The sequence below is a fragment of the Ramlibacter sp. P4_H7 genome, assembly GCF_056400765.1.
This window is the reverse complement of record NZ_JBFUKP010000006.1, coordinates 14,958-28,788: the sequence shown is the minus strand read 5'-3', so window position 1 is coordinate 28,788 and position 13,831 is coordinate 14,958. Positions and strand designations below refer to the sequence as shown.

The following is a 13,831-nucleotide window of genomic DNA, read 5'->3' as shown; positions in this document are numbered from 1 at the left end:
CCTTGGCCTACAGTGCCTGCAGCGCCTTGCGGGCGTCGTCGACCTGAGGGAACGGCGAGGTCTTGGACAGTTCGATGGAGCGTTGCAGTGCCACCTTCGCGTCCTTCGTGTTGTTCAAGGCAAGCTGGTTCATTCCGTAATGGTAATGCGCCACCGCCAGGTCCGGCGCCGCGGTCGAGGCGCTCTTGAGAAAGTCAGACGCTTCCCGCGTCTTGCCTGCGAGATGCGCCGTCCATCCCACCGTGTCCTTCATCTGGGGAATCTCGGTGTTGCGGAACTTCTGTGCGAGCTCGTAGGCGCGCTTGATGCTGGCGGGGTCCTTCCGGCTGTCCGCGAGCAGCGAGGCCAGGTTGTTCGCCACGACGATGGCAGTGGGGCGCTCGGCGAGCAGGGACTCTAGGGCGGCGATCGCTTCGTCCGGCTTGCCCTGGAGCTCCAGCACGCTCGCGCGCGACATCTTCAGCCCGAAGTCCGATGGAATCGCCTTCAGTCCGCGGTCCACGGTGCGAGCCGCTTCATCCACGTTACGCGCCGCGATCTGCTGGTTCACGAGCACCTGGTAGGCCGCCGGACTCGAGGGCTTCTGGTCGATGGCTGTCTGCAGGGCGTCGCGTGCCGCCGCCGCATTGCCAGTGTGCGCGAGCACCTGGGCCTGCATGACGCGGGCCGCATAGTTCTGGGGCGAGGCGGCAAGGACTGACTGCAGGAACGCCAGGGCCTCCTTGGACTTGTTGGCCAGGACATAGCTCTGCACCAGGTTGACCATCGCCTGTGAGTCCGTCGGCGCCAGCTCGTACGCCCGCTTGAAGGAGGCAATGCTGCTGACGTAGTCCCTCCTGGCCGCCTGGACGGCGCCCTGGATCTGGCTGGCGGCCGGCAATCCGGCCTCGTTCTTCGCAACTTCGTCGGCCACGGTCTGAGCGCCGGCGATGTTGCCTGTGTTGAGATAGGCCTGGGCAAGCAGGCGAAGCGCAGGAAGGTTCCCGGGCGACGTCTTGAGCGCCTCGCGCAGCACACCTTCCACCGCGCGAGCGCGGCCTGTCTTCATCAGGTACTGCGCGTAGGGCATCGCGAAGGGCAGGGCGTACTTTCCCATCTGGGCCGCATTGGCATAGTGCTGCGTTGCCAAGTCACGGAGGCCCTGCATCTCGTGCGTGCGTGCGAGGAGCAATTGGGCGCGGGGCGATTCCGGAATGTCCCGAAGGATGGTGCGCAGGTCGTTGACGGCGTCGTCCAGCCTTTGTTCGTTCATCGCGATACCGGCGCGCAGCAGCAGCGCCTGTTCGTCCCGGGCATCCTGGGCCAGCATCTGGTCGATCAGGGGCTTTGCGGCCGCCTTGTCATTTCGTCCAAGGTGGTACGACGCATAGGCGCCTCGCGCCCGCACACCCGCGGGCTTGTCGCCGGCATCGGCGATGACTTCCTTCCAGAGCGCGATCGCCGCCGCATCGTTCTTCTGCTGCAGGCGCACGCCTGCGAGCTGCAGCTTGAGGTCGTACGCGCTCGGGTCCGCCTTCACAAACTTCTCGAGCTCGAGCGCGGCCGAATCGATGCCCTTGGTGCCGGCCAGGAAGCGCACCAGTTCCAATGCAGGTTGGACCGCTTTGGGCTGCGCCGCAACCACGGTGCGATATTCAGCTTCGGCTTTGTCCAGCTGCTTGTGTTTGACGTAGAACGAAGCAAGCAAGTAGCGATAGTCCGCGTTCTCGGGGAACATGGTGACCAGCTTGCGCAGGACTTCCTCGGCCTTGTCCGCCTTGTCAAGTTTTTCCAGCGCCTGCACCTTGAGGATCTGCAGCGACACGTTGCGCTCGTTGCTCTCCAGGGCTTTGTCGAGGAACGCAATGGAGCGCTCGGCGTCACCGGCTTGCAGCCGCTCCGATGCCAGAACCAGCAGCGATTCGATGTGGCGTGGGTCCTTGGCAAGTGCCTGGTTCGCAAGGTTGATGGCTGCCGGGAGGTCGTTCAGTTTCAGGAACACCGCGGCCCGTAGCCCGAGGACGTCCGGGCTGTCCGGCTTCAGTTTGAGCGTCGTGTCGCTCGTTTCGAGCGCCTTGTCCAACTGGGCCGATGCCAGCTGCAGTTTGCCCAGGTGAACATGCGCATCGAGGTGGGTGGGTTCAAGCTCGACCACCTTCAACCACGTGGCATACGCAGCCTGCCAATCCTGCGAACGCTCCGCCACGAGTGCAAGGCCGTAGATCGCCGGCACCGCGGAGGGATTGATCTGCAGCGCGTTCTGGAATTCCAGCCGCGCCTTGGCTACTTCCCCCTTTTGCAGCAGCTCGTGACCGCGCTTGTTGAAACTGGCCACCTTCGCCTCGGGCGTGGAGCAGCCCGCGAGGGTCAGCGCTCCTGCCAGCAGAAGGAGCGCGCAAATCTTCCTGTTCATGGACTTCATCCTGTGTGCCGCAACGCGGGCCGACGATCGACGGGAGGGGACGCGAACGGCGGTTAGCGGGCCGCGTACTGGGAGGCCCCTTGCATCCGGTCGAGACTGCCCACGGCCTGGGCGCGGTTCAACACGTCCAGCTTCTTGTAGATGCGGCGCATGTGGTTCTTCACCGTGAAGGTGCTCAGGTGAAGGATCATGGCGATCTCGGAGTTGGTCTTCCCCATGCGGACCCACTGCATGATCTCGAGTTCGCGCGCGCTCAGCGCGCTGCCGCGCTCCCCAGCTGCGGCATCGCCCCAGGTGCTCTCGCCGAAGCCGGTGTCGGCAAAGCCGCTGTTGGATGACGCATCGGTGAAAGGGCAATCGCCAAAGCTGCTGCTCGCGAATTCATCATCTTCCGCCGACTGTTCCTCCACCACATGCTTCTGGCCGCGATCGGGAAGCTGACGGAAGCCGGTGTCGATGAAAGGGAGCGCCACGCGGCACAACTGCCGCGAGAACGGGCTGCCCAGTTCCGCGGAGCCGAGGAACAGGTAAATGCAGTCGTAACGGCTCCGATGGTCCTTGATCCCGTGCACCAGCGCGCAACGCGAGAGCGATGCGAGCGTGGGGCAGCCCGTGGGCAGGTCCTTGCCCTCGATGACCAGGGGTTGCTGGTCGGATGCCAGCCACCTCTGGAACAGCGTGGCCATCAGCGGGATCACGACGTTCTTGGGCATGGAATGCGCGGACAGGTCCGGACTCCTGGTGATCACGTCGTACGCGAGCACACCGGCCTTGAAATCGCCCCATGCGGCGATCACTGCGTCGTGCGGCAGGTACTTGTGCATCTCCACCTGCAGCCAGCGCGACCAGCCAAGCTGGCTGCGGGCCGCCAGGGCACCCTGGAACAGGGACAGCAGCGAGTCGGCCTCCCGGACGATCGATCCATCTTCGAGTGCGGCACTGGACATCGGAACTCCCTTCGTTATCAGACTTCTTCTCACTGTCCATTTCGCTCCGACGATCGGGCAAATGGACAGGAAGGAAGGCGATTCTTAGGGAGTCGGCCTATTGCGTCATCACTCGTTTGCATGATGGAGGGTCCGCCGAATGGCGTAGACCCCCCATTTTGGAGGCTTTCAACGCGACAGTGCCGTGCGCCTCGCGGCACACGGCACTGCGCTTGTCAGGCCTCTTCGGTCGCGACGCTCAGGCGGCGGTCGGGGTGCCAGCCTGGCTGCCGCCCGCGAACTTGCGGCGCAGGCCGAACACGCCGAGGGCGCTCAAGAACAGCCAAGCGGCACCAGGAAGCGGCACTACGTTGGTGGAATAGGCGCGGAAGTTGCTCAAGCCTCCAATGGTGCTGTTGGCGAGGGTGATCGTCGCGGTTTGGACGCCAGTTAGGAAGTGCAAGAACAACTCACTTCCACCGAAGTGGACCGCGAGATAGTCAAAAGTCTGCGTGCCGGCGGGGTCGACAGTAAAGGTCGTACCGCCGCTGAGAGTGGCATCCGCGACGAGTTTGGTGTCGAGGTTACTCGGGGTGCCCGTGAACACAGCTTCCATCGCGTTTCCAACGGTGGTCGCGTCTTGCGGATTCGGGTCGTTTACGAGAAACACCCACTCGCCTGCAGTGCTGGGGCTCGTGCCAACCGTGACCGATGCCGTTCCGATGTTAGGTTGGGTGGTGTCACTCACCGAGAAAGTCGTAGGTGTGCTAGCAAAGGTTCCGCCCTGGTTAGGGGCAACGAAAATTGGCGCGGCCTGCGCCACGCCGGCGAGCCCGAGGGCAAGCGCGATCGCTGTGGACCGGAATAGGGAAGTGTTCATGTGGGGCCGACCTTTACGTGTTGAGGGAGGGGATTCAACGTAAAAGGAGTCTATCCAGACGCGTAACAAAACCAATAGCTCCAAGGAACCTAATCGGTCATCCGTTCCCTCTGGACCGGAGCAAAAAGGGGGGTGTGTGTCGAGCTGCCGAGCTCGACCGCTCCGGCGTTCAGCCGTTGCCCATCACCTGCAGGAGCACGTCGCCTTCCTTGGCCCAGAGGAAATAAGGTCTGCGCGCGGGAATGGTCCAGGTCCGGCCCGGAGGGATGGGCATGACCACCTGCTCGTTGAACTTGTCGCCGTAGCCAACGTACAGCGTCCCGGAGAGCACCATGCCCACGCGATCCTCTGCATGCCGTCCAGGCGCCTGCCTGAATCCCGCAGGGATCTTGGTGCGTGTCACATACATGATCCGCTACGTCCTATCTGCCAAAAGAGAGAAACAAGTCTGGCAGAAATGGTAACGGATTGCTAGGGGTGGAATCGCGCAAATGCACCATGCATTGCGGCTTTGCGCCAAGTGGTCAGCTCGACCGAAGAAGCTCCCCGTCGTCCTGTCCCGAGGCGTCGAACGCGCTGGCGCTGAAGGAGGCGATCAACTCCTTCTGCGTGTGGTGGCCGGTTTTCCCCAGGATGGAGGTGATCTGGCTGCGGACGGTGTTGACGGAAGCACCGCGCCCCCGCGCGATGACCTTGGCCGTCTGGCCGAGGAGCAGGCTTGCCAGGACCTCGAGTTCCGCCTTGGTGAGCGGCCGCGAGGACGGCAAGGTGCGTGTCTGCGTCGCGGCGCCCGCGAATTTTTCGAAGTACGCAAACATCAGGTGCCGCGGCGTCGCGTCGGCCAGGCTGTTCACCGAAGCAACCGGGACGATGTGCACCTTCCATTGGTTGCCGGTCGGCGCGTTGGCCAGCAAGGACTGGGAGGCGGCCGTCGCGTGGCCTTCCAGGAGCGCCTGGCGCCAGGAGCCCTGGAGGAAGGGATCATCGAAAACGACCCGACCGCTGCGCACCGACCCCGACAAGGCTTCGAGCACCTTGCCGAAGGCATCGTTGCGCTCGATGCAGCGCGCGGCGTCGTCCGTGAGAAGGCAAGGCGTCGGGAACAGCCTCGCGAGCTGCGCAGCGACCGACGTCGTGGGCAGCGGTGCGATCAGCTTTTCCGCGAGGTCGACGGCAGCGTGCAGATGCGGGACCAGCAACTGCAGCCAGGACATCTCGTCCACGTCGAAAGGGGAGCCTTTGCGGACGACCACGACGGCATCCACCTGGTTCGCGGTCTTGCGCAGCACGGCGCACACGCCGTACTCGGTGTTGGTGGTCGCCAGAACCTGGGCAAGCCAGCGATGCGGTGTACCGGCGTCGAAGGCATGAACGGATTCGGCGGCGAGGTCGCACTGGGCCGCCGGCAGGCTCTTCAGCAGTTGGGCGTCGGATGCGGCCAGGAAGTCGCACAGCGCCGCCAAGGCTGTACCCAGGCCCTGCGCGTTCTTCGCACCCTCGAGAAGCTTGCACAGGATGTCTGAAAGCTGGTGATCTGCTTTCGACGGACCGAGCATGGGACCAGTTCTCCCGAAAGTGATGGACTGAGCAGTCCGCGAGTATCCAACGATGCCTGCCGAGCAGGGCGAGTTTGTAACTACAAGAATCTAAGTTCGACGGGGACGGTGGGACCGGTAACCGTTCGTTTCAGTGCCGATCATATGCGCGCGGTCGGGGTTTTGCCAACCTGAGCCGTGGGCGAGGGCGCGGGCGAACAGCGGAGCCATCGCGTCGCGAACGAGGCGGCTACGGAATGATGAGCTGACCCGCCTCGCGACGCCTCCTCCCGTGCGGGTGGCCGGAATCCCCCTCAGCCCAGCAGGTCATCTGCCAGGTCGGACGCCTTTTCCGCGCCGGCTCGCACGTTGCGGATGTGCCGCTGCGTTTCGACGGGAAGCTGCGCCGTGTTCACGCCATCCCACCGATTGCGACCCTTGATGGACAGGTTGTAGAAGATCGACACGCCTTCACGGATCTTCATGGCGCGCTCCTCCGGCGTGAGCCGCAGGCGCGCGATCCTGTCTTCGGCCCACTCGGCCCCGTGCTTCATGTGGATGGCGGCCGCGTAGACGGCTTGCACCGGGTCGTTGGGGTCCTTCAGGCCCAGGCCTCGTGCCGTGCCAGGCTCGAATTGCGCAAGGCCGGTGCTGGCCACGCCATTCCTGCCCATGCCCTCCCGCGGAATCCACGACGTCTCTGCATCGATCAGGCCATAGACGTCCTCGAAGCCCAGGCCGACTTTTTGCAGGCCGGCGCGCTCCGCCGCCGCTTGGGCCAACAGCAGGCGGGAAGATTCATCGAGGGTCTGCACCGTCTTGCCGCCATAGCGAACGGTCTCGAACTTGATCTTCGCGCGCAGCGCTTCTTCCGAAGTGAACTTCAGCGCAGCGACAGCGACCGGTGTCGCCAGCTGGATGGCAGGCACCGCGGACTTGCCGGCTGCTCCCACGGCGGCCACCGCGGCCGCTGCCGTGGTCGCCTTCGCAGTTGCCGCAACGGCATCGACACGAGCACTAACAGTGGGCGGCACCGAAGGAACCATCTGGCTCGACAGGCCCCCGACCACACCGAAGACGGCGAAGAGGGAGAAGGCGCGGAAGGTGGAGGCTTTCGTGAACTGCATCAGTGTGGAATCGCTTACGGTCTTGTAGGAGGCCACTGATGGACCTGTAGGAGCGCGTGGAGTTCGAAGCTCGTGCAGGGACTTTTCCAGCGTTAAGCTGTCCGCGTCATGAGAATCCTGCTGGTGGAAGACGACGCCATGATCGGAAAGGCCGTGCTCGACGTGCTGCGTTCCGAGAATTACGCGGTCGATTGGGTGCGCGATGGGTCGGCCGCAGATGGGGCGCTGGTTGCGGAGCGCTACGATCTGGTGCTGCTGGACTTGGGCTTGCCCAAGGCTGACGGCCTGACCGTGCTCCGCGGCCTGCGCGCGCGCAGGGACGTCGTGCCGGTCCTGATCGCGACGGCCCGCGATGCCGTCGGCGATCGGGTTGCCGGCCTGGACGCCGGGGCCGACGACTACATCGTGAAGCCCTACGACACGGATGAACTGCTGGCGCGTGTGCGGGCGCTGTTGCGGCGGAGTGCAGGGCGAGGCGAACCCGTGATCCAGCACCGCGGGGTGGAGTTGAACCCTGCGACGAGGGAGGCCACGATGCAGGGAGCACCGCTGAGCCTTTCCCCGCGCGAATGGGCATTGCTCGAGCCGATGCTGCAACGTCCGGGGGTGGTCTTTTCGAAGGCGCAACTCGAACAGAAGCTCTACAGCTGGAAGGACGAGGTCAGCAGCAACGCGGTGGAGGTCTACGTGCACGGTCTTCGCAAGAAGCTGGGGGCGGACTTCATCCATACCGTGCGCGGCCTCGGGTACGTGGTGCCCCGAGAATGAGCAAGGCGAAGGAGCGATCCACACCCTGGTCGCTGCGCCGCCGGTTGCTGTCGCTGGTGCTTGCCGCCATCGGCGTCATCACGCTGTTGCAAGCCGGCACCGCGTACCGCTCGGCTCTCGGTGAAGCGGACCGCATGTTCGATTACCACCTCGAGGAGGTGGCGCGATCGGTGCACGGCGGCGTGCCGTTCACTCCCGGCGATGACGTTTCGGACTACTCCGTGCAGGTGTGGGGCCCGGACGGCACGGCGCTGTATCGTTCCAATGGGCGCGAGCTTCCTTCCCAAGCGGTGTTGGGCTTCTCGGACTCGCGCGTGAACGGCGTGCGCCTGCGCGTGTACACGCTGCAGACACCGGAGCACACCATCCAGATCGCGCAGGACCTCGATGCGCGCGAGGCGAGGGCACGAGTGCTCGCGCTCAATGCCGTGATGCCCGTGCTGCTGCTGGCGCCGCTGCTGATGCTGGCGGTAGGCGCCGTCATCGGCGGGTCGCTCGCGCCGCTGACCCGCATGCGCAAGCWGGTGGCGACGCGCGCGGCGCACGACCTGTCGCCGCTCAGTGCGAACGGCGTGCCCGAGGAAGTGCGGCCGCTGGTGCAGGAACTCAATGCACTGTTCGCGCGTGTTCGCGGCACCTTCGAGGCCCAGCAGCATTTCGTTGCCGATGCAGCGCACGAACTCCGGTCCCCGCTGACCGCGCTGAAGCTGCAGTTGCAGGCGGCGGAGCGCGCGCATGACGACACGCAACGGCAGCATGCCGTGCACGAACTCCGTGCGGGCATCGAACGCTCCATCTCGCTGGTGGAGCAACTGCTGGCGCTCGCGCGGCAGGAAGACCCGGCCTCGGCAGTGCGGGAAACGGTCGATCTGGAGGAACTCGCGCGACACGCGGTCTCCGAGGTCCTGCCCACGGCGCAAGCCAAGCACCTGGACCTGGGGCTCGCGACCAGCGAGCCGTTGAAGGTCACCAGCAGCCGCGAACCGCTGCACCTCATCCTGCGCAACCTGCTGGACAACGCGATCAAGTACACGCCCGCCGCTGGGCGCATCGACATTGCGCTGGGGCGCGACAAGGATGTGGCGTGGCTGGCCGTCGAGGACAGCGGTGCCGGCATTCCGGAAGCGGAACGTGATCGCGTGTTCGACCGCTTCTATCGGCTTCCGGGCACCGACGCCCCGGGCAGCGGCTTGGGCCTGGCGATCGTGAAGACCGTGGCCGAGCGCCTGGGCGCGCAGGTCAACCTCGGCCGCTCCGCCACGCTCGGTGGGCTGAGGGTGGAGGTGCGCTTTCCTTCGTCGGATCGGGCACCTTAAGCTTGTTCTAAGGCTGCGGCCTCAGATTGGGGGGGTCACTCCCATGAGGAAGCCTTCCATGAAGAACTTGAGCCTGAAGTCCGCCCCCCTGGTCCTTGCCTTGCTGGGCGCCGGCATCGTGGGCGGAGCCGCCGTCGAAGTCCTGCACCAGGCGCCGGCGCCGGCGCACGCGGCGGTCCTGCCTCCCATTCCCGCGGCCACCGTGCAGTCGCCCGCACCGGGCGGTGGCAGCGTCGTGATGCCGGACTTCCCGCTGATCACGCAGCGCTACGGTCCGGCCGTGGTGAACATCAGCGTGGTCGGCCGCGCGCAAGCGACGCCCGACATGAGCGATCCGCTCGAATTCTTCCGCCAGTTCCAGCGCCGGGGCGCGCCCCAGCGCAACGTGCCCGTCCGCGGGATGGGCTCCGGGTTCATCGTCGGGGCCGACGGCATCATCCTCACCAATGCGCACGTGGTGAAGGACGCCACCGAGGTGATGGTCAAGCTCACGGATCGCCGCGAGTTCAAGGCGAAGGTGCTGGGCAGCGATCCCAAGACCGATGTCGCCGTGCTGAAGATCAACGCCAGCAACCTGCCGGTGGTCACGCTGGGCACGAGCGAGAGCCTGCGCGTCGGCGAATGGGTGCTGGCCATCGGCGCGCCCTTCGGCTTCGAAAACACGGTGACGGCGGGGGTGGTGAGTGCCAAGGGCCGTTCGCTGCCGGACGACAGCGCCGTGCCGTTCATACAGACCGACGTGGCGGTGAACCCGGGCAACTCGGGCGGCCCGCTGTTCAATGCGCGCGGGGAGGTCGTGGGCATCAACTCGCAGATCTACAGCCAGTCCGGCGGTTACCAGGGCGTGTCCTTCGCCATCCCGATCGACCTGGCCGCCAAGATCAAGGACCAGATCGTCGCGCACGGCAAGGTGGAGCACGCCAAGCTGGGTGTGTCCGTGCAGGAAGTGAACCAGACCCTGGCGGACTCCTTCGGACTGGAGCGGCCCGAAGGCGCGCTGGTCGCGAACGTGGAGAAGGGCAGTGCCGCCGACCGCGCGGGGCTCCAGCCGGGCGACGTGATCCGCGCCGCCAACGGCAAGACCATCGTGGCATCGGGTGACCTGCCGGCCATCGTGGGCCTGTCGCAACCGGGCGAGAAACTCGCTCTGGACGTGTGGCGCCAGGGCAAGTCCCTGAAGCTGAGCGCCGAACTCACCCGCAGCAGCGACAAGGTGGCGGCGGCCGCGCCGGGTGCCAATGCCGAGGGCGGCCGGATCGGGCTGGCCCTGCGCTCCCTGGATGCCCAGGAACGCAAGGAAACGGGCTTGCGCAGCGGTGTGCTGGTCGAGGACGTCGGTGGGCCGGCCGAAGCGGCGGGCGTGGAGGCGGGGGACATCGTGCTGGCCGTCAACGGCACTCCCGTGACCACGGTGGACCAGGTCCGGGCGGCGGTCGCCAAGTCGCAGAAGTCCGTGGCGCTGCTGATCCAGCGCGGCGACGAGAAGATCTTCGTGCCGATCCGCCTCGGCTAAGAGACTCAGCGCTGGCCCAGGGCCAGCGCGAGGGGCGCGAACTTGTCGGCGCCGACGGCGTCGCGGATCTTGGCGGACAGTGCCACCAGGTCCTCGTAGCCGGCTGCCGCCTCGACCGCCAGGTTCAGGCGAAAGCCCCGCAACCCCAGTCCTGCGGTGAGCCGCGATGCAATGGGATACGCCACGGCATAGCGCTGCTGCGGCGAGGCCGGCTTCGCCATCGGCATGGCTGCAAGCGGTGCCGGGATGGTGGCGGCGTCCGAGCTCGATTGCGTGACCAAATCGAGATCGAACAGCCGTTCGATGTCTTCGGGTGTCGCGCCCGCGGCAAGCACCGCGGCGAGACTGCGCTTTCCGTCGATCAGGATCAGCGCCGTGCGCTGGCGCGGGGTCAGGTCCGCGGCGGACCGGTCCTTCAGAACCTGGAGGCCGGCCGGCGTCTTGGCTGGAATCATCTGGGCTCCCCCTGGCGGCTGGCTGCCGCACTAGCAACGCCAGTGTCGAGCCGGCCCCGGCGCCGGCGCATGCGGGGAGTCCCTTGAAAGGTTTAAGGCAATTCCTTCAGCTTCGCTGGGTGGGTTTCGCCGCGTCGAAGGTATGGCGTACCCGAGTGGGCTTGCGTTCCTCGTCGTCTTTCTTCGCGGCAACCGCCGTCTTGCCCTTGGCCTTCTTGCCGGCCAGCTTGGAGCCGGTGGCCGGGTTGTCGATGTCCTTCTTCTTCGCCTCGCGCGTCGCTTCGGGATCCGCGTTCTTGCGTTTCCCCGCGGTGGTCGCCTCCTTGGCGGCGCCGCCCTTGCCTTTCTTGGCGCGATCCTTTTTCGCTACGACCGTCTCGCCCCTCGCGCCCGCCTTGTCGCTTTTCTTCGCGGCGAGCTTGCGCTCCGGTTCGGCCGCTGCCGGCTTGGCCCGGGCAAAAGTGTCGGGCAAACCCCGTTGCGCCACCACCCACCGCCGCATGCGCTCGGCGTCGGCGAGGCGGGCATTGTTGTTGTCCGCATCGAGCAGCACCATGATCAGGTCGTGCCCGCCGAGCTTGGTCAGCATGGTCAAGCAGCGCCCCGCTTCGACGATGTAGCCGGTCTTCTGGAAGCCGATCTCCCATCGGCCACTGTCGCTGCGGACGAGACGGTTCGAGTTGCGGTACTGCAGCGTGCGTTTGCCCAGCGTGGCCAGATGCGTGGGCGTGGTGGAGAAATCGGCCAGCACCGGATTCTTGGCGGCGGCGCCGACCAGGACGGCGAGGTCGCGCGCGGTGGACTGGTTGCGGTTCGACAGGCCAGTGGGATCCACGTACGTCGTGTTCTGCATTCCCAGTGCCTTGGCCCTGGCGTTCATCGCCTCCACCAGCTTCTGCAGGCCGCCGGGATAGCTGCGCCCCAGTGCATGCGCCGCGCGATTCTCACTGGACATCAGCGCCAGGTGCAGCGCTTCTTCGCGGGTGAGCGTGGTGCCGACCTTCAGCCGGGAGCGGCTGTGGCGCTCGGTGTCCACGTCTTCCTCGGTGATCGTCAGCACGTCGTCCATCGGCTGCCTGGCTTCCGCCACGAGCAGGGCCGTCATCATCTTGGTGAGCGAGGCGATCGGCAGCACGGCCTGGTCGTTCTTCTTCACCAGCACTTCACCGGTGTTCTGGTCGACCAGCAATGCGGCGCTGGAGTTCAGACGGAGCGGATCCGGCGTGCGGTTCAGCCCGGCCGCCCTCGCGAACGACAGGGTCGGACCCGCGGGAGAGGCGGCCGCCGGACCGTGATCGGTTTCCGACTCTTCCGCCGGCACCACCTCGGCTCCCGGGGGAGCAGGCGGGGCGGCTGGCTCCGGCTCGACACCACCACTTGCAGGTGCGGGCGCTGGCGCAGCCGGGGACGCCGGTGCCGGCGCAGGGACCGCTGCCACGGTGGTTTCCGGCGGGGCTGCGAGCCTGTGCCGGTAGATGACGGGCGCCAGCGAGCCGGCGGCGACGAGCGCGACGGCGAGCGCCGCGAGGCTGAAAGTTTTCTTGATGGAAGATCGCATGCGGTGCGTGTCCTTCCGCGCAACTCTACCCACGAAGGCGCGGACTCGCCGGAGCAAAGGGACGAAGCTTGTGTAGTCCGCAGGCCATGGTACATGCCTGCCGCTAACATCGACGGATTGTCCCTTGCACGCGCGCTGCCGCGTCCACTGCCCATTCCTGCCACCGGTTCCCCATTGCGCCTGATCCTGTTGCTGGCGGTCGGCCATGCCAGCTTCGGCGGCGCCCGCCTCGCCATCGCGCTGCAGGCCCTGCAGCTGCAGGCGACGCCCTTCACGGTGGGCCTGCTGATGAGCCTGCTCATGCTGGTGCCGACTTTCGTTGCCGTCCCGGTGGGGCGCTGGGTGGACCGTGGCGGCTACCGGAAACCAACGGCGCTGGCGCTGGCCGGCATCGTGACGGGACAGATCATTGCCGCGCTGTTGCCGACTCTTGTCGGATTGGCCGTGTGCAGCGTGCTGGTCGGCACTTCGTTCATGCTCGCCCACGTCGCGGTGAACAACGCCATCGGCCACCTCGCGGGTGCCGGTGGCCGCACCCGCGCTTTCGGCCTGATGGCAGTGGGCTTTTCGTTGTCCGCATTGGCAGGTCCCATGATCGCCGGCGCGGCCATTGACGGAGTGGGGTTCCGGTGGGCATTCGTGCTGCTGGGGGTCCTGCCGCTGGGCGCCTCCGCTCTGTTGCTGGACGCCCCTGCCATGACGCACCACGCCGATGCTCCGCAGGTGAAGACTCAGGGCGTCAGGGATCTGCTGCGGCTGCCACGGCTGCGCGCGGTGCTGGTGGTCAGCGCGCTCATCTCTTCCGGCTGGGACCTGTTCACCTTCCTTGTTCCCCTGCACGGGGCGCAGAACGGGTTGTCGGCCACCGCCATCGGCCTGGTGGCCGGGGCGTTCGGCGTAGGCAGCGCAACGGTGCGCCTGGCCTTGCCGTGGATCTCGCGCCGGGTGCCCGAATGGAAGCTGTTGGGCGCCGCGCTCGCGCTTTCCGGGATGGGCTACTTCCTGTTCCCCTTCTGCACCAGCGTCGGTTCGATGCTGCCGCTTGCGCTCGTGCTCGGCGTGGTGCTCGGCTGCGGCCAGCCCGTGGTGATGAGCCTCCTGCACGTCGTGGCGCCGCCCGAGCGCACCGGCGAGGCAGTGGGCCTGAGGGCGGCGATCACCAGCCTGGGACAGACCGTGCTGCCGCTCGCCTTCGGTGGCTTCGGCACCGCATTGGGGATGCAGCCGCTGTTCTGGGCCGCCGCGCTGATTCTTGGCGTGGGTGGCGGCTACGCCGCGCGCAGGCCGCGCCTGCACTAGGCAGTCCCCATTGCGCACGCGCCTGGGCTGTGCCAGATTGCCGGCTCCACAGG

11 protein-coding genes and 1 pseudogene are annotated in these 13,831 nt (G+C 66.3%); 4 read left to right on the top strand and 8 right to left on the bottom strand.

Annotation, left to right across the window (positions count from 1 at the left end; translation table 11 throughout):
• Positions 1-7: 7 nt before the first annotated feature.
• The 6 genes from AC1DSA_RS10440 to AC1DSA_RS10415 all read right to left on the bottom strand — a co-directional run bounded on the left by AC1DSA_RS10440 (position 8) and on the right by AC1DSA_RS10415 (position 6,869).
• Complete coding sequence (locus tag AC1DSA_RS10440; RefSeq protein ID WP_477888772.1) at positions 8-2,401, bottom strand: tetratricopeptide repeat protein; 2,394 nt, start codon at positions 2,399-2,401, stop codon at positions 8-10.
• Between the two features lie 53 nt (positions 2,402-2,454).
• Positions 2,455-3,348, bottom strand: a complete 894-nt coding sequence (locus AC1DSA_RS10435; RefSeq protein ID WP_477888770.1) for a LuxR C-terminal-related transcriptional regulator — start codon at positions 3,346-3,348, stop codon at positions 2,455-2,457.
• A 238-nt stretch (positions 3,349-3,586) separates the two neighbouring features.
• A complete protein-coding gene (locus AC1DSA_RS10430) occupies positions 3,587-4,207 on the bottom strand; it encodes a hypothetical protein (RefSeq protein ID WP_477888768.1) in 621 nt (206 codons plus the stop codon).
• Between the two features lie 169 nt (positions 4,208-4,376).
• A complete protein-coding gene (locus AC1DSA_RS10425) occupies positions 4,377-4,541 on the bottom strand; it encodes a cupin domain-containing protein (protein WP_477888766.1) in 165 nt (54 codons plus the stop codon).
• 190 nt (positions 4,542-4,731) lie between these two features.
• Positions 4,732-5,763, bottom strand: coding sequence for a helix-turn-helix transcriptional regulator (locus tag AC1DSA_RS10420; protein ID WP_477888764.1), 1,032 nt, complete (start codon positions 5,761-5,763; stop codon positions 4,732-4,734).
• A 293-nt stretch (positions 5,764-6,056) separates the two neighbouring features.
• Positions 6,057-6,869: a hypothetical protein gene (locus tag AC1DSA_RS10415; protein WP_477888762.1), complete on the bottom strand. Its 813-nt coding sequence runs from the start codon at positions 6,867-6,869 to the stop codon at positions 6,057-6,059.
• A 108-nt stretch (positions 6,870-6,977) separates the two neighbouring features.
• Here AC1DSA_RS10415 and AC1DSA_RS10410 point away from each other — a divergent pair, with 108 nt between their 5' ends.
• The 3 genes from AC1DSA_RS10410 to AC1DSA_RS10400 are packed head-to-tail and all read left to right on the top strand — an operon-like array spanning position 6,978 to position 10,466.
• Positions 6,978-7,637 (top strand): response regulator, encoded by a 660-nt coding sequence (locus AC1DSA_RS10410; RefSeq protein ID WP_477888760.1) that lies wholly within the window; start codon positions 6,978-6,980, stop codon positions 7,635-7,637.
• Positions 7,634-8,953, top strand: a complete 1,320-nt coding sequence (locus tag AC1DSA_RS10405) for an ATP-binding protein (protein ID WP_477888758.1) — start codon at positions 7,634-7,636, stop codon at positions 8,951-8,953. The genes AC1DSA_RS10410 and AC1DSA_RS10405 overlap by 4 nt, the downstream gene beginning before the upstream one ends.
• Positions 8,954-9,011: 58 nt before the next feature.
• On the top strand, positions 9,012-10,466 hold the full coding sequence (locus tag AC1DSA_RS10400; protein ID WP_477888756.1) for a DegQ family serine endoprotease: 1,455 nt from the start codon (positions 9,012-9,014) through the stop codon (positions 10,464-10,466).
• 5 nt (positions 10,467-10,471) lie between these two features.
• Here AC1DSA_RS10400 and AC1DSA_RS10395 read toward each other — a convergent pair whose 3' ends face one another.
• Both AC1DSA_RS10395 and AC1DSA_RS10390 read right to left on the bottom strand, forming a co-directional pair.
• The gene (locus tag AC1DSA_RS10395; RefSeq protein WP_477888754.1) at positions 10,472-10,921 is read right to left on the bottom strand and encodes a hypothetical protein; all 450 of its coding nucleotides are present in this window, start codon (positions 10,919-10,921) and stop codon (positions 10,472-10,474) included.
• Positions 10,922-11,408: 487 nt separating this feature from the next.
• Positions 11,409-12,479 (bottom strand): annotated as a pseudogene (locus AC1DSA_RS10390) (D-alanyl-D-alanine carboxypeptidase family protein); the annotation flags it as partial.
• Positions 12,480-12,653: 174 nt separating this feature from the next.
• On the opposite strand from AC1DSA_RS10390, the gene AC1DSA_RS10385 reads away from it, so the two are divergent.
• Complete coding sequence (locus AC1DSA_RS10385) at positions 12,654-13,778, top strand: MFS transporter (protein ID WP_477888752.1); 1,125 nt, start codon at positions 12,654-12,656, stop codon at positions 13,776-13,778.
• Positions 13,779-13,831 lie beyond the last annotated feature (53 nt).

Coding starts and splice junctions, on each gene's coding strand:
- AC1DSA_RS10430 (WP_477888768.1), bottom strand. CDS start 4,207: ATGAACACTTCCCTATTCCGGTCCACAGCGATCGCGCTTGCCCTCGGG.
- AC1DSA_RS10440 (WP_477888772.1), bottom strand. CDS start 2,401: ATGAAGTCCATGAACAGGAAGATTTGCGCGCTCCTTCTGCTGGCAGGA.
- AC1DSA_RS10420 (WP_477888764.1), bottom strand. CDS start 5,763: ATGCTCGGTCCGTCGAAAGCAGATCACCAGCTTTCAGACATCCTGTGC.
- AC1DSA_RS10435 (WP_477888770.1), bottom strand. CDS start 3,348: ATGTCCAGTGCCGCACTCGAAGATGGATCGATCGTCCGGGAGGCCGAC.
- AC1DSA_RS10415 (WP_477888762.1), bottom strand. CDS start 6,869: ATGCAGTTCACGAAAGCCTCCACCTTCCGCGCCTTCTCCCTCTTCGCC.
- AC1DSA_RS10410 (WP_477888760.1), top strand. CDS start 6,978: ATGAGAATCCTGCTGGTGGAAGACGACGCCATGATCGGAAAGGCCGTG.
- AC1DSA_RS10425 (WP_477888766.1), bottom strand. CDS start 4,541: ATGGTGCTCTCCGGGACGCTGTACGTTGGCTACGGCGACAAGTTCAAC.
- AC1DSA_RS10400 (WP_477888756.1), top strand. CDS start 9,012: ATGAAGAACTTGAGCCTGAAGTCCGCCCCCCTGGTCCTTGCCTTGCTG.
- AC1DSA_RS10395 (WP_477888754.1), bottom strand. CDS start 10,921: ATGATTCCAGCCAAGACGCCGGCCGGCCTCCAGGTTCTGAAGGACCGG.